The following is a 23,927-nucleotide window of genomic DNA, read 5'->3' as shown; positions in this document are numbered from 1 at the left end:
ATTGAAATATGAGTATTGAATTTTGAGAAGTATACTGAATAGTTGTCACTATTTAATTGGATTTAGAGCGTAGGATAAAACTTGATGTTTAGTTTTATTCTACGTTTTTTTTGTTATGAAAAAGACGAATGGGAAAATCATGAAATAATTCACTTAAATTTTTATAGTCAGCATGTTTAGTTCAGCTTTTGTTTGCTGATTAAGCATTGGTTGGGATCAAAAGTAAGCAAAGTACTATGAATGGCGTGAATAATTTACATTTGATGTCTCGTTTTTGCCAGATAGCTATTTTTGTTGAACGCACTTGGTTTTAGGGACCAGATTTTGTTGTAATAGCCTACAAAATAAGTAATCAAAAGAGATTGAAACCCTCTCATAAACAGATTATATTGAAAAGGAACCAATAAGTCGTACGCTTGGTGAAATTCAAAAGGGGTGTTGCATATTGTTAAGTGAGATGATAAAAGAAGAATTTATTCAGCTAAATCTTGAAGTAGCAGATTGGGAAGAAGCAATCCGCAGATCCGCAGAACCACTACTTTATGGAGGTAAGATCACAGCAGAATATATTGAAAAAATTATTGAAACAAGCCAAACGTTGGGACCCTATATTGTGGTCACAAAACATGTTGCATTGCCTCATGCACCAGCACAATTTGGTGCATTGGATTTAGCAATGGGTATCACAACGTTAAAAACACCAGTGAAATCAGGAAATAAAGCGAATGACCCAGTCAAATATCTTTTTTGTATGAGTGCTAAAGATAGCGAGACGCACTTAGAATCAATGGCTGAGTTGGTCAATTTATTAAGTGATCACTATTTTTACCAAATTTTAGATACTGCACAAAGTCCAATGGATATTTTAGAGTATATCATTGAAAAAGAATAGGAGATGGAGTATATGCATAAAGCCCTTGTTGCTTGTAGAGCAGGAGTAGGTTCAAGCTTAATGTTAAAAATAAAAACGGAACAAGTCATCAAAGAAAATGGTTTTCCAATTCAAGTCGAGCACGCATCGTTAGATGCAGTACCAGGTTTTGATGGCGATTTATTGATAACACTGGCTGATGTTGCTAAGGAGTTGGAATCACAAGGATTAAAGCAAACAATTATTGGTATCAATAATATTGTCGACAAAAATGAAATTCAAAGCAAACTAGCTGGATTTCTGAATAGTTGATTTTGTATCAAGGTAAAGATAAGGAGATGAAAAAGAGTGGATTTTATTATTAGCTTTTTAAGTACACCAGCAATTTTACTTGGGATCGTCGCATTTGTCGGATTAGTGGCTCAAAAAAAATCAGGTACTGAAGTTCTAACCGGAACGTTTAAAACAATCATTGGTTTTATGGTCTTTAGTGCTGGCGGAGCTTTGATGACAGGAGCTTTGCAGAATTTTAATAAATTATTTCAAACAGGCTTTAATATTGTCGGCGTTGTCGCTTCACCAGAAGCTGCAACAGCAATGGCTCAAGAGCAGTATGCATTAGTGACATCATGCACGTTGATCCTAGGGTTTTTAATGAATCTAGTTTTTGCTCGAATCACACCAATGAAAAATATCTTCTTTACAACAGGGCACAGTTTATTTTTTGCTTGTGTTCTTTCATTGATCATCAAGTCTCACGGTATTTCAGATATTGCTGCAATTATTTTAGGTGGAACGATTCTAGGATTTTGTTCAGCTGCACTACCGCAATTATGTCAGCCGTTCATGCGGAAAATTACTGGAAGTGACGATGTTGCGATTGGTCACTTTAACATGATTGGGTATTCCTTGTCTGGATATATTGGTAAATTATTTAGCAAACATGAAGACAAAAGTACAGAGCATATTAATTTTCCAAAATGGCTATCATTTTTTAGGGACTTTTTGATGGGTGTGGCAGTGATCATGCTGATTCTCTTTTATGTATCCGCTTTAAAAGCGGGTAAAGAAGCAACTCAAGAATTGGCTGGAACGACTCATTGGTTAGTCTTCCCTATGATCCAAGCCTTTACATTTACAGCTGGCATGTCGATTTTAATGACAGGTGTACGGATGTTCTTAGCAGAAATCACGGCTGCTTTTGTATCCATTTCAGAAAAATTTATTCCAAATTCTCGTCCAGCACTAGATGTTCCAACGGTCTTTCCTTATGCACCAACAGCTGTAATCGTTGGCTTTTTATCTGCATATGCTGCAGGTCTAGTTGGAGTCGCTATCATGGTTATTTTTAAATTTCCGATTGTGATTATTCCTGCGGCTCATATTTGCTTTTTCTCTGGAGGAACAGCAGGTGTGTTTGGTAACTCAACTGGCGGCTGGCGTGGAGCGGTGGCTGGTTCATTCATTGTTGGCCTATTGCTAGCTTTTTTACCGATAATTCTTTATCCAGTATATGGCAGCATGGGGTTAGAAGGTTCGACGTTCCCAAATATTGATTACAATGTTATCGGCATTTTTGTTGAGAAAATATTAAGTCTTTTTTCTTGATAGAAGCACTCTAATATAAATAGTTGAACTTAAAATAGAGCCAAAAAATGATGGGAGGTAAAATGGATCATATGAAACAAGAACTAGATCGAGCATTAGTTAATTTTTTTGAAAATACATCTGAAGAATTAAATAAGTTTATTCAAGAAATATCGGTAGAACAATTGATGATTGCAAAAGAGCTGATTTTAACTTCGGAAGAAAGTGGCGGGCGTGTTCATGTGACAGGGATTGGAAAACCTGGGCATGTGGCTGAATATATTGCTTCATTATTTTCCTCAACAGGAACTCCAGCCTATTTTTTAGACGGAACAGAAGCTATTCACGGATCGTCAGGGCAAGTGAGGTCAGGTGATATTGTCTTATCAATTTCGAATAGTGGGGAAACAGAAGAATTGAAAAAGACCGTTGAAACGCTAAAAAAAAACGGTGCTAGCATTATTTCTGTCACTGGTAAAAAGCACTCGTGGTTGGCCCAAAATAGTGATTGCTTACTTTTCGCTGGCGTGGAAAATGAGGGCGATTCCTTGAACAAGCCCCCTCGTGCCTCTATTTTAGTGGAGGTTTTACTACTCCAATCTTTGAGTATTTTACTACAAGAAGAAAAGGGGATAACTAACAAAGAATATGTGAAATGGCATCCAGGAGGTAAGTTGGGTCAAAGTATTTCAGCATGCGAGTAAGGAAGGGAGGAGATAAAATGAAACCAGAAGGACTCATTACAGCAATGGTCACACCTCTAGATAAAGCGAATCAAATCGATGTAAATGCGACAAAACAACTAGTGAATCATTTAATTGAAAAAAAGGTCAATGGTCTGTTTATTCTTGGCACAAATGGTGAATTTCATGTTTTAAGTGACTATGAGAAACTAAAATTTGCTCAAAGTGTTATTACAGAGACGAATGGGCGTGTACCAGTATATGTTGGAACTGGTGGAAATAGTACGGATCAAGTTATTGCTTTATCAAAAGAAATGACAGCACTAGGAGCAGATGCATTATCTGTGATCACCCCGTACTTTGTTCCGCCAACTGAAAAGGAATTGATTACCCATTATCTAACACTTGCTGAAGCAAACACAGCGCCTATTTTGCTCTATAATATACCTAAAAACACCGGAGTAACGATTAGCTCCAGCATGATTGGGAAAATAGCTGGACATCAAAATATTATTGGTATTAAAGATAGCAGCGGTGATCTTGAAAATATAAAAGGCTATATCCAAGCAGCAAAAAATGAAGCATTTGCTGTCTTATCAGGGTCTGATTCATTGATTCTAGATGCGTTAAAAGCGGGTGCTGCAGGAGCAGTTGCAGCTACGTCAAATGTTCTAACCGAAATCGATGTCGCTATTTATCGTTATTGGATAGAAGGAAACATGGAAAAAGCCCAATCAATGCAGAATAGTATTGAAGAATTTCGGCGTATTTTAAAACTCGGAACAATTCCTTCTGTATTAAAGGCTGCTATTAATTATCAGGGAATTACAGTTGGAAATCCCCGGTTGCCTGTTCAGCCAGTTAGTGAAAAAGTGTTATTGGAAGTGGCAAAAACAATGGATTATTACCTAGAAAACAGTGAGTCTTTTTAAAGGAGGAAAAAACATGTTTCGAACAACTATACTAAATAGAATAGAAGAAACAACAATTATGGCGATTGTTCGGGTCGAAACAATCGAACGGGCTGTTGAAATTGCGGAGGGCTGTTTAGCAGGTGGAGTGGATTGTCTAGAAATAAGTTATACTTTACCCAACGCAGGAGCAATTATTCAGCAACTAAGCGAACGGTATGGAACTAAACTATTAATCGGTGCTGGAACCGTTTTGGATAGCGAAACTGCTCGTCTAGCGATCTTGACTGGAGCAAGTTTTATCATCGCTCCAAATTATGATGCGGCTGTTTGTAAAATGTGTAACCGTTATCAAATTCCATATATGCCAGGCTGCACTAGTATGACAGAAATGATCACAGCACTAGAAGCAGGAGCAGCAATGGTTAAAGCATTTCCGATTTCGAGCTATTATGGTCCCACTCTGATTACAACATTGAAAACACCAACACCGTATCTGCCGATCATGTCCTCAGGTGGTGTTAATTTAGAGAATATTGATGAGTGGTTATCGAGTGGAGTAGATTGCGTGGGGGTCGGGAGTCTTTTGACAACAGGCACTAAAGAAGAAATTGCTGAAAATGCTAAGCAGTTGAAGTTAGCAGTTGTTAAACATAGCAGTCGAAATAAAAGCTTGTAAAAGTGTGCATCGAAACTGTTTTTGGAGGAGGGGATTTAATGACAGATGAACGTTCTAGAAAAGTAATGAAACGGCTAGTTGAGCGCTCAATACATGACGTAAACGAATTGGCAGCTCAAACTGGTTTAACCAAACGACAATTAGAATATTCAGTAGAAAAAATCAATGAATTTGTAACAATTGACATTGGATCAAAATTAGTGATTGAAAACAATCGGATCATCTTAACGAACCAACTCCGAGAACAGTTTATTGCGCTACTTTCAGATAAAATTTATGCAAAAGAATATTTAATGAATGCCTTTGAGCGCTCGAAGTATCTATATTTAATCTTATTTTACTATGCGGATGACTACCTTTCGATTAATCATTTCATTGAAGAACTTGGCGTTGGGAAAACGACCATTATTAATGACTTAAAAAACTTAACAATTGAATTGGAAAAAGAAAATATTCAGTTGCTTTACACTAGAAAAACAGGCTATCGATTATCTGGAAGTGAGGAGCACATCCGTTATCATTTAATGAAAATGATTATTTGGGATTCAACAGAGTATAATACAGCCTTCATTTATGATCAGTTTTTAGAGAATCATCATATTGAAACGCTTGAATCAACGAAACGATTGATTGAAAAATACACACTGGAATATGGCATAACCTTTGTTGAAAATCGGTTGACCGAATTTTTATATACCTTCATCTTCTTAAAAAAACGGCTGCATATTTTACCAGCGGTTTTCCATGATAAATATCAGTTACCTGCTTTGATTGCAATGAAAGAATATCAATTTTCAAAAAGCATTCTCGCCCACTTTGGAATTGAAGATGAGGCAGCTTATAGATATTTATGTGCATGGATTTTAGGTTTATCAATTGGTCGGGCAAGTGAGTCGACGAAAGACTACGAAACAATTATGGAGCTAGTTAAACGAATTATTTTACGTTTTGAAGCAATCTCAGGAATTCGTTTTAGCAATCAAGAATTAGTTGTGCATCAGTTGTATTCTCATCTTAGACCAGCTTATTATCGTTTATATTTTAAATTGCCTATTGTAAATCCGCTTCACAATAAAATCAAAAATGAATATGGCGAGTTGTTCAATATTGTTGAAGAAACATTAAAGCCATTTTCTTCGTTATTTGAACATCGGATTCCAGAGGATGAAAGTGCATTTTTGACGATGCATTTTGCGGCATTGTGTTCCAATTTTGATGAATATACAACGATACAAAAAGTCGCTTTGATCGTTTGTCCTAACGGAATTGGTAGCTCGTCTATTGTATATACCGAGTTAAAAGCCCTCTTTCCAGAGTTATCGTTTTTAGGTCCGGTCGAAACCAATGACATTGAACGACTAACTGATTCTTATGATTTAATTTTTTCTACGGTGCCTAATATTCGTTTGTTTTATACAAAAAAACCGGTCTATATTGTTAGTCCAATCATGAATACCAGAGAAAAGTACCGCTTGATCAGCGACGTATACACTCAAATTGGCAATTTCAATTTCAAATTACCTAGTGTTGGCAAAATCATGGAAATCATTAAACGACATGCAGCAATTTCTGAAGGGTCGAGCTTGGAAAATGAGTTATATGAATACTTAATTAATCAAGAAGAGCCGAACAAAACTGAAAATGATGGCCCAAGTTTACAGGAAATCACTGCACCTGAATTGATCCAACTAGAGATGAGCGCTAAAAATTGGGAAGAAGCAATTCGTTTATCCGCAGCATCATTGTTGAAGACAGGCCGAATTACGCGGAATTACATCGATACGATTATTGAAACTGCTAAAAGGGAAGGGGCATATATGGTAATCTCTAAAAACGTTGCATTACCTCATGCAAGACCAATTGATGGCGTTATGCAATTAGGTATGAGTATCAGCGTGTTAAAAGAGCCGATTGTCTTTGGGAACAAAGATAATGATCCAGTAAAGTATATATTTTGCCTAGCTGCTACTGAAAATAATCGCCATTTAAATGCAATGGTCGAATTAGTCAAATTATTGGATGACCCAGACTTTTATTCTTTGCTAGATACGAGTGATGACCCCAATGAGGTGTATCATTATCTGTCACAAGAAGAAGTTTTAACAATGGAGAATTAATGGAGTGGAAAACAACTAAAGAGGAAAACAAAAGTAAAATTTACTTTGTCTTCCTCTTTAGAATCAAATAAATAGGGTGTAAAAATCTATTTTTTCAGGTTAAATGAACATCCATAGTACAGCTTTTAAATATATTTAAGCAAAATTTCAGCAACACCATCTTCATCGTTGCTTGTTGTTTGAACATCGGCTGCACGCTTTACACTCTCGGTTGCGTTGCCCATAGCGACACCAATGCCAGCATATTCTATCATAGATAGATCATTTTCATTATCACCAATGGCCATTGTCTCTGCTTGAGAAATTCCTAAATGTTCCGCAAGTTTGGCTAAAGCATTTCCTTTGCTCGCTTCTTTATTTAATATTTCATAATAAAAATCGGTACTTTTAACAGTCGTGTACTTGTTAGTAAATTCCTCTGGTAACTGACTGATGGCATTATCTAAAATTTCTGGCTCATCAATCATCATCATCTTAATAATCGACATGTCAGGAGTCATTTCATCAACTGCACGATACCTAAGTGGCATGTCCACTAAATATGCTTCATGAACGGTATATTTTCCAATGTCACGATTTGCTGTATAAATCGCACGATCATCGATCGTGTGTAAATGAGCACCGACTTTTCGTGACATCAGTTCGATTTCTAAAAAGTCATCATAACTTAACGTATATTGGGAAATGATTTCATTGGATTTAGTTGCTTGAACCAAAGAACCATTGTAAGTAATTACATAATCATTATCGCCATATAAATCTAATTCGGCTAACTGTTCTTTGACCCCTGGTAAAGGCCGTCCTGTACATAAAACGATATACATGCCGCTATCATTGGCTTTTTTTAGTGTTGCCTTTACTTTCGGGCTGATTTTTCTATTTGAATCAAGCAATGTTCCATCAATATCTATTGCAACTAATTTGACTGTCATAACTTCCTCCTGTATACATCTTCTTTTAATTTTTTCCTTCAATCAATGCACCATTGTGAATATAAGCCGCAAATTCGCGGTAGGTGTCATCAAATAAATCATAGTGCTGCTGTCTTTTGGGATCGATCATTTCTTTTGGGAAATAAAAACGTTCATCGATTTGTGTTTGACCTGCGAGAGCAGCAACTAAGTGACTGATTTTAGAGAGTTCAATCAAAGTGCCGTCTTTTTGCATGATTTCGATCTGAGTCCGATGGCTGTTTTTTTCTGGACGATAAAAATCATAAGGCAAGTCATAACTAGAATTGATGGCGGTATAATATTTTGGATTATAGCCAACTTTTTCAATCAAAGCTTGCAGATGACGAATCGTTACGGAATCCCGTTTACCAGAAAAGGTAACTGATTTAAGCGGTCGACGAATTAAAAAGCGATTGGCTAAATCGTTAAGAATCGGATCAGGCAGCGAAGTCCACTGAGTAAAATAGGTATTTAAAACGCCGTCATCGAGTTTTAAATATTCCTGTAATGAAAAAGTTCCTTTGAAAAAAGGGACTAATAGCTGAGAATGCAGTTGGTAATCTTCAGGTGCTTGCTCATATAATTCTCGTGCGCGATGAAGTAAATGATCCAAAATAACTTCCATACCGCGAGAAACTGGATGAAAATAGACTTGGACGTACATTTGGTAGCGGCTAACGATATAATCCTCTACAGCATGCATACCATTCATAGCAAAAGCTAAACCATCTTTATATGGCCGAATTACGCGTAAAATCCTAGTCAAATCAAAGGTGCCATACTCTGTCCCAGTAAAGTAGGCATCTCGGAGTAAATAATCCATTCGATCAGCATCAATTTGACTGGAAATCATTTGAACAACCTGGGGATTATGATATTCTTTTGTGATCACACTGGCAACCTTATCTGGAAAGTCAGCGGAAACCCGATTTAAGATTTGAAACACTTCTGTTTCAGGTGACGTGATAATCTCAACGGTGATCACTTCATGATCCGTATTGAAAATGTGTTCAAATGTATGAGAGTACGGTCCATGACCGACATCGTGAAGTAAAGCGGCACAAAGGGCCACTAGACGTTCATTGTCATCCCAGCCATCATCACCTAGGCGTTCAGCTGAGTAATTGCGTTGAAAGATATCACAAATACGCCGAGTAATTTCATAAACTCCTAAAGAGTGCGCGAATCGGCTGTGTTCCGCACCATGAAAAGTAAAAGAAGAGGTGCCTAATTGCTTGATTCTGCGTAAACGTTGGACTTCTGCTGAATTGATCAAGTCTAATATAACCTGATGTTGCACATGGATATAGTTATGGACGGGATCTCTAAAGACTTTTTCAATGGGTAAAATTTGTTGCTTATAAGGTGTAGGCATCGTTTCACTCCTTTTTTAGTCGATTGTTATTGTACTATTAGCTCAGTAATTGGTTTCTTTGCTGCATTTTGCTGATTTGCTTATCATTTTCAGTTTTAAACCAGTCAGATTGTATTAAGCGTGGCAATGTTTGATCATCAAGTGTAACAGATGTGTTATCTAATAATACACTAATCAATCGTTTTTTCACTTCATCGATCGTTAATTTTTTATTGAGTAACTCTTCTAGGTTAGCCATTACGGCAGGATCAACTGGGGGATAGCCATGTTGACCAAAGGTTTCCTGTAAACTTGCTTCGTAAAACCGCCGTACACTTTCACCACGTTTTTGTTGATCACCATTGACACTTAAATAAATCATGACAGCAGTCCCGTCTTTCACCCGACGTTGTGCGATGCCAGCAAACTTTTTACCATTGATACTTAAATCAAATGTGCCTGGGCAATAAGACTCAGCAATTTCAAAAGCTGCTATCAGATGCTCGGAATCTTCAAAAGCTACTCTAATCCAGTTCCACATGTAGGTATAAGCTTCATCAATACTAATTTTTTTATTTCCTGGATTGGGTATAATCAATGAAACATTTAAAATTCCAGCGTCAGCAATGACTCCTAGTCCTCCAGCGTTGCGAATCACAATTCGATAGCCATCTTGTTTTAAAGAAGCTAATCCACTTTTTAAGTCCGTCACGCGAGTATCTTTCATCCCAAGAATCATAGCTTGATCAAGTTGCCAAAAGTGGATGATCGTTTGTTGGTTGATTCCGGAAAAAGTTGTAAAGGTATCAGTTAAAGCAAAAGGGAGAAAGTAATCTTTTTCAGTCAAACAATGTTGATCATATAAAAACACTTTATCGTTTGTAAGTAAGTGGTTTAATTTAGTCATCTTGGTCTTCATCCTGTTTTACGCGTGAAACGTAGTCCTTCACTTCTTTATTCATTTGATTATATTCAGTCGTAAAACGCATTGGTTTACTGATAATCCTCATTGGCATGGTGGCTAAAAATTTACTGAAATCTTGTCTGGCTTCTTCTGTTAAACGGCCAGGTTTAGAAACTAAGCGCTCGTAAAGATAATGATAAAATTGGTTCATTGCATCGATATCGATACTCAGTTGATTATGACACTCAGTGCATTCAATGCTGGAAATGATTTCGTTCATATATTGAATATCGTGGAGTGTTTCTTTTTGGCAATGCATACAAAATAACATCGCAGCTTCATCATGAAATAACATTTGTTTCCACCTCCGTATTCTATTATAAACGATTTAAACAAAAAATCATGCTTATCTGTATAGAAATAACAGGAAAATGGCGAAATTTTAAAGAAATCAAAAAAATGAAGAGATAATCTTGCTATCAGCTACACAAAACGATAAAATATTTACATATGATTCGTTATAGAACAAATGTAAAAGGAGTGAAAAAATGAACCAAGCAGGAAACCAAACCCAACAGATAAACCTAATTGATGAGTTAACAGCGCTGAAAATAATGTGGAAAATTCGCATTTTTGAAGAAACAATCCAAGAACTTTTTGATGCTGGGGAATTATATGGCACAATGCATCTTTGTACTGGACAAGAAGCTACGGCTGTTGGTGGTGCTGGTATTTTAAACAAAAGTGATTGGATTGTATCCACACATAGAAATCATGGACATTGTATCGCAAAAGGAACGGATATTCGCAGTATGTTCGCTGAAATGTTAGGTAAAAAGACTGGAACAAACGAAGGTAAAGGTGGCAGCATGCACATTGCGGATTTAGATGTTGGAAATTTAGGCTCGAATGGTATTGTTGGAGCAGGCTTTCCAATTGCCGCAGGAGCAGCTTTAAGTGCTCAAATGCAAAAGACCGATCAAGTTGTTCTGTGTTATGCAGGTGACGGGGCAACAAATGAAGGTAGCTTCCACGAGGCTTTGAATTTGGCTTCTATTTGGCAATTACCAGTCATCTATTTTATTGAAAATAATCAATATGGCATGAGTAGTTCTATTGAACAGATGGTCAATATCGATAAGCTTTCTGAACGAGGCAAGAGTTACGGGATTGAAGGGTTCACGATCGATGGAAATGATCTAGCTAGTGTGACTTCAACTGTTTCACAAGCTGTGGCAAAAGCCAGAAACGGTGGAGGACCAACTCTGATTGAAGCACTAACCTATCGCCATAAAGGTCATTCTAAATCTGATAAGCTGATGTATCGTTCGCAAGAAGAATGTCGGCAATGGCAGGAAAACAATGACCCTATTGTCCGTTTGGAACAAAAGTTAATCCAAACAGCTAGAATAGAAGAAGCCGCAATCAGACAGTTAGAGATGACCATACGGCAAGAAATGGCTGAACTAGTTGCTTCTGTGAAACTAGATAGTGAGCCGACAGTTGCTGATTTGTGGACGCACGTTTATGCGGAGGATGAGGTATGAGAACAATTACTTATTTACAAGCAATCAATGAAGCATTAGATGAAGCGTTGGCTCAAGATGATCGTGTATTTATTTTAGGCGAAGATATTGGTACTTATGGCGGCGGATTTGGGGCAACCAAAGGACTTCAGGAAAAATATGGCAAACAGCGAGTACGTGATACGCCTATTTCGGAAAGTGCAATTGCCGGAGCCGCAGTCGGAGCCGCAATGACTGGTATGCGTCCGATAATCGAGCTACAGTTTTCAGATTTTATTACTGTTGCGATGGATCAGTTGGTCAATCAAGCCGCAAAAATTCATTATATGTATAGCGGAAAGGCAAAAGTTCCCTTGGTGATGCGGACGGCTGCTGGCTCAGGAACTGGCGCTGGCGCTCAACATTCGCAAAGTTTGGAAAACTGGATGGCTCATATACCTGGATTAAAAGTCATTCAGCCTGCTAATGCGTATGATGCAAAAGGATTACTACATGCGGCCATTCAAGATAATAATCCAGTTATGTTTTACGAACATAAGCTTTTATACGCAACAACTGGAGTTGTTCCTGATGCTGCTTATACTGTACCAATCGGCATTGCAGAGATTAAACGCGCTGGAGAAGACGTCACAATTATTGCAACAGGAGTTATGGTCAATAAAGCGTTAGAAGCAGCAGAAATTGCAAACGAGCAAGGCATTTCAGTTGAAGTCATCGATCCAAGGACCTTAGTCCCCCTTGATAAAGAAACTATTCTAGCCTCTGTTGCTAAAACAAAACGAGTGATCGTCGCAACAGAAGCTGTAAAAAATAGTGGCTTTAGCGCAGAGCTTACTGCGATTATTGCTGAGTCTAGCGCTGCTATGAAATTGAAAACATCCATCGTTCGATTAGGCGGTGAATTCGTACCAATGCCGGCACAAAAAGTCTTAGAAGCTAAAGCAATACCACAAGTTGATTCAGTGTTAAATGCCTTGGATCAAGTCATGTCTGAAATTGAGGTTTCTAATGAAAATCAGTGAAGATTACCGGAAAATGTTGAAAATTGTTACAATGTATTATGAACAAGGCTTAACCCAAGCTGTTATTGCTCAAAAAATGGGTATTTCCCGACCTGTTATTTCAAAGATTTTACAACAGGCGAAGGAGACAGGGGTCGTTTCAATTTCAATCAAAGATGAATCTGCACATGTCGTTGAACTAGCGTTACGCGTAGAAGAAAAATATCAGCTGGCTGATGTGATTGTAATTCCTGCTAATGAGCAAAAACAGGTTGAGGCAGTGAAAAAGGAAGTTAGTCTAGCCGCGGCTGCGTGTCTTAAAGAACGTTTAAAAGCTGGAATGAGTGTTGGATTATCATGGGGAACGACGCTAGCAGATATGATCGATGAGATGCCTTATTACTCATTTCCAACGATTAATGTATGTCCTTTAGTAGGTGGTGTTTCCAGTGAGCATCTCTATTTCGATACAAATCACTTGGTTTTCAGATTAGCTGAAAAACTCAACAGTCGCTGTCAGTACTTTTATGCGCCTGCACTAGCTGAGAGTATCAAACTAGCAGATGTGCTAAATAAGACACAATTACTTGGAAAGGCATTGAATCAAGCTCGAAATGTCGACTTAGCAATTATTGGAGTAGGCAATCCGAATAAAAGCTCTACGTGGAAACGTCTTGGTTATATCGAAGCAGAAGAATTAAAAATGATCAAAGAAACAGGTGTTAAAGGAGACGCGGTAGCGTCCTTATTTGACAAAAATGGTCAAACAGTGAACAATGAAATAAGCAAACGAATGCTAGGCATTAAAGTGGAAGACTTAGTAACGATACCTGATGTGATGATTATTGGCTGCGGTAAGGAAAAAGCTGAAAGTATCAAGTCGTTGCTATTAGGTAAATGCTGTACTATTTTAGTTATTGATCAGACGATTGCGGAAGCTTTAGTTTGAACTTGACTGATTTGTCAAAAGAAAGCTAAAATATGACTGTAACTAATACGCCATTCACAGATTTCCTTACTTTTCAGATGAGCTATCTGTGGCTGTTCAGTTTTTGATGGATCTAACTACAGAAGTAGAGAAGTGTCGATTTAAGTGTCAGACTTAGGAAAAAACTAGGCCAAGTCCGTTGTGTTTTTATATTAAGGAGAGTGTTTTTTATGGATTTATCACAAGGAACACCAGTATCTATTCAACTAAAGACAGTTGTGGATCAGGCTGGTGAGAAGAAAAATTTTTATTTTGATTTGGAAGGCCAAATAGTAAAAATTGGCGATACGCTATATATTCGTTACAAAGAAGAGCAAGAGGAAGGGGAAGCTGTTCCAGTTACGATCAAAGTTGAACCAGATGGGAAAATCCAATTGATTCGTGCGGGCGGTCTTAGAATGCGGTTGAAATTTGCCTATCAAGAACGCTTAGAGACTAGCTATAAAACACCCTACGGCTTATTTCAAATTACTACTTTTACCCGTAATTTGCGGTTTAGTCTGAAAGATCAGCCTGTTGCAGGAACGATTCTGATCGACTATGATTTGTATTCTCAAGCCGAAAAAATCGGTGAATATCATTTAGAACTAGAATTTACTGCTTAATTATGCAATAATCAATTGATTTTTTCTTCATGTTTTTGTATGATAAGGAGTAGACTGTGAAAGGACGTGTACCGTTTGGAAATTAATGTATTTGACGGGTTGAACAAAGATGAATTATCCATGATCGAAGTTGCGCACGCAATTTTAGAACAACGTGAAGATGTGATGGACTTCTCTGATTTAGTAAACCAAATTCAAAACTATCTTGGAAAATCTGACAGCGAAATTCGTGACTCTTTAGCACAATTTTATACTGACTTAAATATTGATGGCAGTTTTATCTCTCTTGGAGATAACCGTTGGGGCTTGCGCTCATGGTATCCACTTGATTCTATCAACGAAGAAGTAACACACGGCTTAGATGAAGATGAAGAAGACAAACCACGCCGTAGAAAACGTAAGAAAGTCAATGCCTTTATTAGTGGCGCTAACGATGAAGATGTGATCGACTATAACGATGACGATCCGGAAGATGCTGAATTAACAGATGACGCTGACGACGATATACTTTACGATGACGACGATGATGATGAAGAGATCAAAGCATATAACTCTGATCTTCAAGAAATCGGCGCAGATTCGGATGATGAAGAAGAAGTCTTACCAGGAATTGAAGAAGATCTTACCATTATTGATGAAGATGATGTAGACGATGACTTTGATGACGAAGATGAATATGCGACTCCTGAAGAAGAAGCATAGCGTTTAATAATATGAGTGTTCTCAACGCGAGAACACTCATATTTTGATTCATCAGATCGTGAATGACCAGATTTTTAGTTTAGTATAAAAAAATAGATCAAAATGATTGACAAATGGTCTATATCTTTGTAAACTATCACTGTTAACAAAAATGAATAGCGTTTTCATGTGACTAGATAATACTAGGCATGGAAGAATTTCAAAAAAATATGATATACTCATATTTTGACGGGATTGTTCTATGCTTTTTTTGTTGTCTTGATACATGTTAGCGGACAATCTACTTCTGCAGAAGAGGAATGTTTATGAAAATTAAAAAGGTACTTAATCAAAATGCTGTGCTCGTTGTTGATGCTGGGCAGGAAAAAGTGGCAGTTGGTAAGGGCGTGGGTTTTAACAAAAAGAAAAATGATTTGTTACCCCCACAACAAGTGGAACGAATGTTTGTAATGGAACCAGAAGGCTTGAAAAAGCTCCAAGTTTTATTATCACAAATCGATGAAAAGTATTTTTTTGTCACGGAAGAAATCATTGCCCATGCGGAGACGATTTTGGGTGAAAAATTGAATGAACATATCAATATTGGTTTGAGTGATCATATTGCATTTGCCGCAGAGAATATCCAAAATAATATCATTGTGCGAAATAAACTTTTGAATGAAATCGAAATTCTCTATACTGAAGAGTTTTCAATTGCGCAATGGGCAGTGGATTATTTGACGCAAACGTTAGGCATTCCATTTAGTTATGATGAAGCAGGCTATATCGCAATCCATATTCACAGTGCTCGCAGTGGACGTACGGATAATAGCAAAAGTATTCGTGAGGTCACAATTGTTTCAGAAATTATTCATTTGATCGAGCAAGAATTAGACATCAATATTCATGATGAAAAGATGAGCTTATGCTATTCACGACTAGTCAATCATTTACGTTTGTTTATTCACCGTTTTCAACAAAGTCAGTATGCAGTGTTGGATGATGAAATTTTGGACGTTGTGCGTAAAAAATACGCAGAAAGTTACGAGATATCCAAAAAAGTACAAGTTTTGTTAATGAGAAATTTTCACTATCAAGTACCAAATGAAGAATTAGGTTATCTGGCTATTCATATCGAACGGCTGAAGATGATCAAATAACAGACAAGGGGAGATACAAAAATGAAAGCATATATGCAAAGAATGGGACGCTCGTTGATGCTTCCTGTAGCGGTATTGCCGGCTGCTTCTCTATTAGTAGGGATTGCAAACTGGATCGTAGGGACAGTAGGACCTAGTGCGGCGACAACATTTTTAATGAATGGCGGATTAGCTATTCTTGATAACTTAGCTTTGTTATTCGCTGTAGGTTTGGCATTGGGTATGTCAAAAGATAAAGATGGATCTGCGGCACTTGCAGGTTTAGTCGCTTATCTAGTACCTAAAGCAGTATTGAGTACAGCTTCTGTACAAGCACTTATGGGATTGAAAGATATCGCAGACGTAAGTCCAGCTTTCAACAGCATGGGAAATAACGTATTTGTAGGGATTGTGGCTGGTTTGACAGCTGCTGCAATGTACAACAAATTCCATAACGTGAAATTGCCAATGGCACTTTCATTCTTTAGTGGTAAAAGACTAGTTCCAATTATGTCAGCTATTGCTATGTTAGCAATTTCATTTGTTTTATTATTTATTTGGCCAGTTGTTTATAACGGCTTAGTATCATTTGGTGAAGCTATTTCTAGTTTAGGTTTTGTTGGAGCTGGTTTATACGGATTCTTCAACCGTTTATTAATTCCAACAGGCTTACACCATGCATTGAATTCAGTTTTCTGGTTTGACGTTGCAAATATCAATGATATCGGTAACTTCTTAGCTGGACAACAAGCATTAGACTCAGGTAAAGCAATTATTGGTCAAACAGGTATGTATCAAGCTGGTTTCTTCCCAGTAATGATGTTTGGTTTACCAGCAGGAGCCTTTGCAATTTATCAATGTGCTCGTCCAGAGAAGAAAAAAGTAACTGCTTCATTGATGTTAGCAGCAGGTTTTGCTGCATTCTTTACAGGTGTAACTGAACCTTTAGAATTTTCATTCATGTTTGTGGCATGGCCTTTATACGTAGTACATGCTGTACTTACAGGTCTATCTTTAGCGTTTGCAGCATTTATGCATTGGACTGCCGGGTTTGCGTTTAGTGCAGGTTTTGTTGACTTCTTCTTAAGTCTGAAAAATCCAGTTGCAAATCATCCAATGATGTTAGTCGTTCAAGGTTTGGTAGTTGCGGTAATTTATTACTTTGCATTCCGTTTTGCAATCACTAAATTTAATTTAATGACTCCAGGACGCGAAGAAGGCGACGGCGAAGAAACACCGGATTTAGATACTACTGGTGACAATAAATTTGCTGTGTTAGCAAACAAAATCTACCAAGGTTTAGGTGCAAATGCGAACGTTACGTCAATCGATAATTGTACAACTCGTTTACGTTTAACTGTTAACGACACAAGTAAAGTCGATCAAGCAAAAATCAAAGCAACTGGTGTACCAGGTGTGAAAGTGATTGATGATAAGAATATTCAAGTGATTGTGGGAACCGAAGTCCAATTTGTAGCGGATGAAATGACTAAGCTTCATAATGGTGGGGCACCAGTTACTTCAGGTGAACCTGTAAAAAAGCCTGAAGTGAAAACTGTAACACCAAAAGCGACGGCTAAAGAAACTGAATTATACGCTGTTGCAAATGGTAAAGCTATTCCAATCTCTGAAGTACAAGATGATGTTTTTTCATCGAAAATGATGGGTGACGGTTTTGCAGTTATCCCAACCGATGGTGACGTTTCTACACCTGTAGCAGGTAAAATCACAAGTATCTTCCCAACAAAACATGCGTTAGGAATTCAAACAGATTCTGGTATTGAAGTATTGTTACACATGGGCTTAGATACAGTTGAGCTAAAAGGAGCACCTTTTACTTTACATGTTGAAGAAGGTCAAGTGTTAAAACAAGGTGATAAAATAGCAACAATCGATCTAGCAGCATTAGAAGCTGCTGGTAAAAAATCTGATTTGATCGTTGTTTTCACAAATCAAGATGTTGTTGAAAACTATGATTTAACAAAAACAAATCAAACAGTTTCTGCTAATGAATTAATTGGTAAAGTGACTGTAAAATAAGTGGACACTAGCTGCCTGAGAATATTCTTAGGTAGCTTTCTTTCTTCTATTGCATTATTTTTTTTCTATGATATGGTTAAAGTGTACTTGTTTTATGCTATTTAGCTTCAAGAGCTAGCCTCTCGGTAAAAAGATAAAGAAAAAATGAGGCAAAAAAGCGCCTCTGTCATTTTTTCTATTTTCCTATCGAGGCCAAACGAGCTCTTTCAGCTTTTGATTTAGGAGGAGATTATCTTGCATGAATAACGCTGGACACAAAGAAGTGCCAGTTGATGATCATACGGTTTCTTTGTGTCATATTGGGTAAATATGATAAAGATGAAGGAGCAGAATTACATGATTATTATTAAAGGGAATAATTCTAGGAAAATTAACAAAATTTGGGAACTAGTAAAAAAAGATCACACAGGGAAAAAAGTTGCAATTATCGGCTATCCTGGAGGTATTCCTTATAATTTTATTCGAGCAAAACAAATGCCTGCCTATGAAACAATGACAAAACACAATACACTTGACGATTTAACAGTTTTTTTAAAAGAGACAAAAGATCGATTTGAAGCAATCATTCTTTATATTGATTGTGAATCTCATTTGATAGAGTCAATAAAGGATGTAACAAAGTCTTATAAAGAACACTTCATCTTAACGGTTTATGATGAAAAGGTATATGAGCAAGTGGTTGATGGAGAATAAGGGTGGTAATGGTATGAACGACAATACAGAAAAATTATTAGGTTTGATTGAAAAATTAAAGACGGAGGAGCTTTCCTTGAACGACGCAATCGAACTTCGCAGACTATCAGCAGAATTCGCAAATGTTTGCGGTGAAGCTGTTGAAAAGAAGATGGATCAATTTTATAAAAAATAAACACTAACACGACTAGGAAGAGCAGAGATATTTCTGTTCTTCTTTTTTAATCATGCTTACTTTTTACGACACTTATAAAAAGTAAGCAAATAACTTGTACAATCTTTTAAAAGGTATATAATAACACTATAAAGGTCAGAGATGGTCAATTTTAAATTGATGTTCTACTACACCTTTAACCAAAATAGGAGGTTTGTAAATTATGGCAAAACAACATTATGACAGAAGTAAACCACATGTAAATATCGGTACGATTGGACATGTCGATCACGGAAAGACGACATTGACCGCTGCGATCACAACAGTATTAGGGAAAAAAGGCCTAGCAAACCCGCAAGACTATGCTAGTATTGACGCAGCGCCAGAAGAACGTGAACGTGGTATTACAATCAACACATCACATGTAGAATATGAAACTGAAGCTCGGCATTATGCTCATATCGATGCACCAGGACACGCAGACTATGTGAAAAATATGATCACAGGTGCTGCCCAAATGGATGGTGCGATCTTAGTAGTATCAGCAACAGATGGACCAATGCCGCAAACTAGAGAACATATCCTATTATCTCGTCAAGTAGGCGTAAAATATTTGATTGTTTTTCTTAATAAAACTGATTTAGTTGATGATGAAGAATTGATCGATCTTGTTGAAATGGAAGTGCGTGAGTTACTAAATGAATATAATTTCCCAGGAGATGATACACCAATCATCAAAGGCTCAGCTTTGAAGGCTTTACAAGGTGACCCGACTGCTGAAGGTGCAATTATGGAATTAATGGACACAGTGGATGAGTATATTCCTACACCGGAAAGAGATACCGACAAACCATTGTTACTACCAGTGGAAGATGTCTTTTCAATTACGGGTCGAGGAACCGTTGCTTCTGGACGTATCGATCGAGGTAAAGTAAGTGTCGGGGATGAAATCGAAATTGTCGGAATTAAACCTGATACGCAAAAAGCTATAGTAACGGGAATTGAAATGTTCCGCAAAACATTAGATTATGGGGAAGCAGGAGACAATGTCGGTGTTCTTTTAAGAGGAATCACTCGAGATGAAATCGAACGTGGCCAAGTAATCGCAAAACCTGGCTCAATTACTCCGCATACGAAATTTATTGCAGAAGTTTACGTTTTAACAAAAGAAGAAGGCGGACGACATACACCATTCTTTACGAATTATCGTCCGCAATTTTACTTCCGAACTACTGACGTAACTGGAGTCGTTGAGTTGCCAACAGGTGTTGAAATGGTTATGCCAGGAGATAACGTCACGATCGATGTTGAATTGATTCATCCAATTGCGGTGGAACAAGGAACAACATTTTCAATTCGCGAAGGCGGACGAACTGTTGGATCAGGCATTGTTACTGAAATAGAAAAATAATGAGAGAAGAATCTTTGATGGATCTAATCAGAGATTCTTCTTTTTTCAGTTAATAGGATTCATACAAGCTACTTTTATGTTATACTATTTGTCAAAAAAGAAGGAGAGTTAGAAGCGATGAAATGTACAGTTTTAAGAGTGGATGCCTTTACTACTAGCGCAGGTCAAGGGAATCCTGCAGGTGTTGTATTGGCTGGAGATAATTATACTACAGAAGAAATGCAAAAAATCGCAAAAAGAGTTGGTTTTAACGAAACTGTTTTTGTGTGCTCAAGCGAGACCGCGGATGTTAAATTAAGATACTTTACACCTGGACACGAGACACCACTTTGTGGACACGCAACAATTGGTGCGATTTTCGCGCTTTTTAATGCTACAGGCGATCAGGTGCTGCAAATTGAAACTGGGGCTGGAATATTGCCAATTGTGTATGAAGAAAAATCGCAAAGAATCACCATGAAGCAGGCAGAGCCTAAGTTTATTGGCTTTAAGGGGGATCAGGCAGCACTTTGTCGAAGCCTAGGTATCGTACCTTCAGACCTTCATCCAGATTTACCTATACAATATGGTAATACAGGTTCATGGACGTTAATTGTGCCTGTGGTTGATGCCACAATTTTAGATGAAATGAAGCCGATACAGAAGGATTTTCCAGCAATTTTAAAAGAGATGCCTAGATCATCGATCCATCCTTTTGCAATACTTGATGAACAAGCAGGAATATTTACAGCTCGCCACTTTTCCTCGCCATTTTCTGGAACAACAGAAGACTCAGTTACAGGGACCGCTTCTGGTGTGATGGGAGCATATGCACTAAACCACATTTATCGCCATGAAGAATCCAAAGAAATCACTGTTTTTCAAGGTAAACATGTCCAAATGGAAGGCGTTGTTTTAGTGTATGTCGTAAAAGATGGCCAAGGGGTACATAAGGTTAAAATCTCTGGAACAGCCTGCCTGAATGAAGAATTTGAAGTTGAGATAACATAAGGAGCCTGAAACAAAACTAAAAATCAGTTTTATCTCAGGCTCTAAATTTAACGTTGATATCTATTTCTAAGAATTCGACGAACACCATGAATTTTCTTTTGTTTCTCAATCGGCGCATTATCGATGATCAATAAGGCGATCATAACATAGGCGATGAAACTATCCCGTGAGTATAATGTGTATCTAGGTACCCATTTAGCTGCGTATTTTTCTTTATAATCACGGAGGCCTCTAAATGAGTAGAAACGGGAACCGAATTCGTAAACTAGATAAGCGATTCGTTCTTGAAGAAAACTTTTTTTAGACGTTCCAACATTTGATAAAGGTGCCATACCTAAATTAAAGTAAGCGAATCCTTCGTCGTTCATATAGTTGAATAGAGAAATAAACAGGTAATCCATCACGCCAGAAGGGGCTTTCTTGCTGTAGCGCATCAAGTCGATCGTACCTTCTTCTTTGGTGTAGGTTGGCATAATATTTGCAAAAGCCACAATTTGGTCTTCTTGATTTTTGGCAACAGCTATTTTTCCTCGTTGCAGATAACTTTCAGAGAAAAAACCTAACGAGAAGCCTTTTTCTTTGCGACTACCTAACCATTCATCAGATACTTGTTTCAACTCCTGTATTAGTTCGCTAGAAAACGGTGGCGACAGTACTTCAAACCGATAATTTTCTTTTGTAAAACGATTCATAACAGCTCGCTCGCTTTTCATTTTTTTACCAGATAACGTGAAGGTTGGAAGGTCTACGTGGGCTTCTTCTCCCATTTTGATGAAATCGTAGCCGAACTCGTGTAAAAACATCACTACTTCCTCAGACGCTTCATAGAAAACAGGAAGATAGCCCCATTGATCTGCTTCATTAATGAACTGTTCAACAGCTACTGAAAAATCTTCTTTTTTACCAGAAGGATCCCCCATGACAATGCACTTATTATTTAACGTTTTAAACTGTAATAGCACTGTATCTTCATTGTTTTGATCTGTGTAGAAATACATCTCTTTGTCTCTGAGAAAAATCAACTGGCTATCTGTATTTCCACCATAGGTAGTTAAAAGAGTAAGTGCACGTTCTTCATCTAATGCGGAGCCCATTTTATAGCGGCTGCCTTCTAGATAACGGATGAATAAATAACTAAAGAGTGTGACTAACAAAATTCCGATAAACCCAGAAAACCAAATTTTTTCTGAGGGAAAGAACAAGAACGAAATAAAGTGACGTTTATGATGTGGAAAAGTTGGCAAATTGTATACGCCGATCACGATATATAAGATAGTCAGCGCTAGAAAAATTAGACCATCAACCGTGATCATCTCCCAAGAATAGACTAATTGTTCTCTGAACAGTTCTCTTTTTGAGAAAATAACGATTACAAGCAAAAGACAAAGAAAAATTAGAATGCCCCAGCTGAAATCTTTTACGAACGTATACCCCAAGGTAACCAGGATTAAACCAATTGTTGGCAGGTAGGCACGTTTGACCCTAGCAGCAATTCCTCGACCTGTGATCAGTAATAAAAATCCTAGTAAAATAGCAGGAAGCTGCGTGATAAGGTGGAACGAAAGTGGATTTAACTTCCTCAACCAGTTAATTTGACTAAATGCTTCTGGGATCGTTGCAGAAAGCACGATCATAATCCCAGAAAAATACATAAGAAAAACAACAAATTTATGCGCTAATTCTGTTGCCAAATCTCTTGGAATCCCAGAGTAACGTGTATTTAAGCTATGACTTAAATTTTTCACAAAAAAGAGGGCACCTATCATGAATGGTATAATGTAATAGAATAGACGATAAAGTAAAATCCAAGCAATTACAACTTCTCGATTGATTCCTAGAGCGGATAATCCCACGATCATCATAATATCAAAACTACCAAGTTCACCTGGGATCATCGACACGATCCCAATCACTGAAGCAGCGATAAAAAGAGGGATGATTTGAAGTGGATTCATTTTAACCCCCATCAACATACCAATTAGAATAAAACTGCCTAAAACGCCAGTCCATTCTAAAAACGAAGTCAAAATAAGCCCTGCTCGTGTCTGATTATCGATATCTCCAATATATTCATCTTTTCTGATCAAGCTTGCGATCAAAACAACTGGAAAATACAGACCACCGCCAATCAACCAAATCCAATATTGTTGTAAGTAATCATTGGTATGACCGAATAAAACTAGGAAAAAGGCTATCAAACTATAAATAGAAAGTCCAGACATTAGAAAAATCAGAATTTTTGAAAGAGCTTGAACAACTTTTTTGCCATCTTTCTCTTTTCCGTAAAACTCTGAACGTAAACCAATGCTGACTAAACCGCCAAATCCAGCGATATTATTGATTGTATTGATCATCCAACTACTTTCTATGAGAAAGACTTTTTTGGGTTTTTGTTTCAATATTTTATTAAGGATGATATCGTAGCCAATCATTGGGGAAACAGCAACAAGACCAATCAGCAACATCAAAGCAATTTTCCAAATAGCAAGATCTTGAAAAATGTCTGACAGTTGCTCAAATGAAATAGTTTTGCTGATCGAAAGTAATTCACGAAAGACGATGATTACGACTGAAAAAATAAATATACTTTTAAAATAACTAAGATGGTCTTTAAACCATTGAAGCATTTTTTTCATTATT

23 protein-coding genes are annotated in these 23,927 nt (G+C 37.4%); 18 read left to right on the top strand and 5 right to left on the bottom strand.

The features are described from left to right. Positions 1-457: 457 nt before the first annotated feature. The 7 genes from RV15_RS06545 (at position 458) to RV15_RS06515 (ending at position 6,848) form a co-directional block, all read left to right on the top strand. Positions 458-892: a PTS sugar transporter subunit IIA gene (locus RV15_RS06545; protein WP_425429266.1), complete on the top strand. Its 435-nt coding sequence runs from the start codon at positions 458-460 to the stop codon at positions 890-892. Positions 893-904: 12 nt separating this feature from the next. Then, a complete protein-coding gene (locus RV15_RS06540) occupies positions 905-1,183 on the top strand; it encodes a PTS sugar transporter subunit IIB (RefSeq protein ID WP_071877252.1) in 279 nt (92 codons plus the stop codon). 36 nt (positions 1,184-1,219) lie between these two features. Next, a complete protein-coding gene (locus tag RV15_RS06535; RefSeq protein ID WP_071877251.1) occupies positions 1,220-2,479 on the top strand; it encodes a PTS ascorbate transporter subunit IIC in 1,260 nt (419 codons plus the stop codon). Positions 2,480-2,541: 62 nt separating this feature from the next. Then, a complete protein-coding gene (locus RV15_RS06530; RefSeq protein WP_245791269.1) occupies positions 2,542-3,162 on the top strand; it encodes an SIS domain-containing protein in 621 nt (206 codons plus the stop codon). A gap of 17 nt (positions 3,163-3,179) precedes the next feature. After that, a complete protein-coding gene (gene dapA / locus RV15_RS06525; RefSeq protein WP_071877250.1) occupies positions 3,180-4,073 on the top strand; it encodes a 4-hydroxy-tetrahydrodipicolinate synthase in 894 nt (297 codons plus the stop codon). A gap of 13 nt (positions 4,074-4,086) precedes the next feature. Beyond that, positions 4,087-4,731, top strand: a complete 645-nt coding sequence (locus RV15_RS06520) for a beta/alpha barrel domain-containing protein (RefSeq protein ID WP_071877249.1) — start codon at positions 4,087-4,089, stop codon at positions 4,729-4,731. Between the two features lie 38 nt (positions 4,732-4,769). Then, the gene (locus RV15_RS06515) at positions 4,770-6,848 is read left to right on the top strand and encodes a BglG family transcription antiterminator (protein WP_071877248.1); all 2,079 of its coding nucleotides are present in this window, start codon (positions 4,770-4,772) and stop codon (positions 6,846-6,848) included. 125 nt (positions 6,849-6,973) lie between these two features. On the opposite strand, the gene yidA is transcribed toward RV15_RS06515, so the two are convergent. From yidA to RV15_RS06495, 4 genes are read right to left on the bottom strand one after another with little or no spacing between them, the layout of a single operon-like run. Next, positions 6,974-7,780: a sugar-phosphatase gene (yidA, locus tag RV15_RS06510; RefSeq protein WP_071877247.1), complete on the bottom strand. Its 807-nt coding sequence runs from the start codon at positions 7,778-7,780 to the stop codon at positions 6,974-6,976. A 25-nt stretch (positions 7,781-7,805) separates the two neighbouring features. Continuing rightward, positions 7,806-9,176, bottom strand: coding sequence for an HD domain-containing protein (locus tag RV15_RS06505; RefSeq protein ID WP_071877246.1), 1,371 nt, complete (start codon positions 9,174-9,176; stop codon positions 7,806-7,808). 37 nt (positions 9,177-9,213) lie between these two features. Continuing rightward, a complete protein-coding gene (locus RV15_RS06500) occupies positions 9,214-10,062 on the bottom strand; it encodes a lipoate--protein ligase family protein (protein WP_071877245.1) in 849 nt (282 codons plus the stop codon). Next, positions 10,055-10,414 (bottom strand): hypothetical protein, encoded by a 360-nt coding sequence (locus RV15_RS06495; protein ID WP_071877244.1) that lies wholly within the window; start codon positions 10,412-10,414, stop codon positions 10,055-10,057. Before RV15_RS06495 ends, RV15_RS06500 begins: the two co-directional genes overlap by 8 nt. Before the next feature lie 193 nt (positions 10,415-10,607). On the opposite strand from RV15_RS06495, the gene RV15_RS06490 reads away from it, so the two are divergent. The 11 genes from RV15_RS06490 (at position 10,608) to RV15_RS06440 (ending at position 21,287) form a co-directional block, all read left to right on the top strand. Beyond that, a complete protein-coding gene (locus RV15_RS06490; protein ID WP_071877243.1) occupies positions 10,608-11,606 on the top strand; it encodes a thiamine pyrophosphate-dependent dehydrogenase E1 component subunit alpha in 999 nt (332 codons plus the stop codon). Further along, the gene (locus tag RV15_RS06485) at positions 11,603-12,607 is read left to right on the top strand and encodes an alpha-ketoacid dehydrogenase subunit beta (protein ID WP_071877242.1); all 1,005 of its coding nucleotides are present in this window, start codon (positions 11,603-11,605) and stop codon (positions 12,605-12,607) included. The genes RV15_RS06490 and RV15_RS06485 overlap by 4 nt, the downstream gene beginning before the upstream one ends. After that, entirely contained in the window at positions 12,594-13,535 is a 942-nt protein-coding gene (locus RV15_RS06480) for a sugar-binding transcriptional regulator (RefSeq protein WP_071877241.1), read from the top strand. The genes RV15_RS06485 and RV15_RS06480 overlap by 14 nt, the downstream gene beginning before the upstream one ends. Before the next feature lie 209 nt (positions 13,536-13,744). Continuing rightward, complete coding sequence (locus tag RV15_RS06475) at positions 13,745-14,179, top strand: YwiB family protein (RefSeq protein ID WP_025868892.1); 435 nt, start codon at positions 13,745-13,747, stop codon at positions 14,177-14,179. 75 nt (positions 14,180-14,254) lie between these two features. After that, a complete protein-coding gene (rpoE, locus tag RV15_RS06470) occupies positions 14,255-14,881 on the top strand; it encodes a DNA-directed RNA polymerase subunit delta (RefSeq protein WP_071877240.1) in 627 nt (208 codons plus the stop codon). A gap of 305 nt (positions 14,882-15,186) precedes the next feature. Next, positions 15,187-16,020: a PRD domain-containing protein gene (locus RV15_RS06465; protein ID WP_071877239.1), complete on the top strand. Its 834-nt coding sequence runs from the start codon at positions 15,187-15,189 to the stop codon at positions 16,018-16,020. 21 nt (positions 16,021-16,041) lie between these two features. Beyond that, on the top strand, positions 16,042-18,039 hold the full coding sequence (nagE, locus tag RV15_RS06460) for an N-acetylglucosamine-specific PTS transporter subunit IIBC (protein ID WP_071877238.1): 1,998 nt from the start codon (positions 16,042-16,044) through the stop codon (positions 18,037-18,039). A gap of 336 nt (positions 18,040-18,375) precedes the next feature. Further along, positions 18,376-18,732 carry a hypothetical protein gene (locus tag RV15_RS06455; RefSeq protein WP_071877237.1) on the top strand — a complete coding sequence of 119 codons (357 nt, stop codon included), beginning with the start codon at positions 18,376-18,378 and terminating at the stop codon, positions 18,730-18,732. Between the two features lie 13 nt (positions 18,733-18,745). Then, positions 18,746-18,907 (top strand): hypothetical protein, encoded by a 162-nt coding sequence (locus RV15_RS18710; protein ID WP_167364083.1) that lies wholly within the window; start codon positions 18,746-18,748, stop codon positions 18,905-18,907. A gap of 202 nt (positions 18,908-19,109) precedes the next feature. Next, positions 19,110-20,297, top strand: a complete 1,188-nt coding sequence (tuf, locus tag RV15_RS06445; protein ID WP_071877235.1) for an elongation factor Tu — start codon at positions 19,110-19,112, stop codon at positions 20,295-20,297. A gap of 117 nt (positions 20,298-20,414) precedes the next feature. Then, complete coding sequence (locus RV15_RS06440) at positions 20,415-21,287, top strand: PhzF family phenazine biosynthesis isomerase (protein WP_071877234.1); 873 nt, start codon at positions 20,415-20,417, stop codon at positions 21,285-21,287. Positions 21,288-21,334: 47 nt separating this feature from the next. Here RV15_RS06440 and mprF read toward each other — a convergent pair whose 3' ends face one another. Continuing rightward, positions 21,335-23,923: a bifunctional lysylphosphatidylglycerol flippase/synthetase MprF gene (gene mprF, locus RV15_RS06435; RefSeq protein WP_071877233.1), complete on the bottom strand. Its 2,589-nt coding sequence runs from the start codon at positions 23,921-23,923 to the stop codon at positions 21,335-21,337. Between the last annotated feature and the right edge of the window lie 4 nt (positions 23,924-23,927).

It is taken from the genome of Enterococcus silesiacus, from assembly GCF_001886225.1.
GTDB classification, from domain to species: Bacteria; Bacillota; Bacilli; order Lactobacillales; family Enterococcaceae; genus Enterococcus_L; species Enterococcus_L silesiacus.
This window is presented reverse-complemented; position numbering and strand designations above follow the sequence as displayed.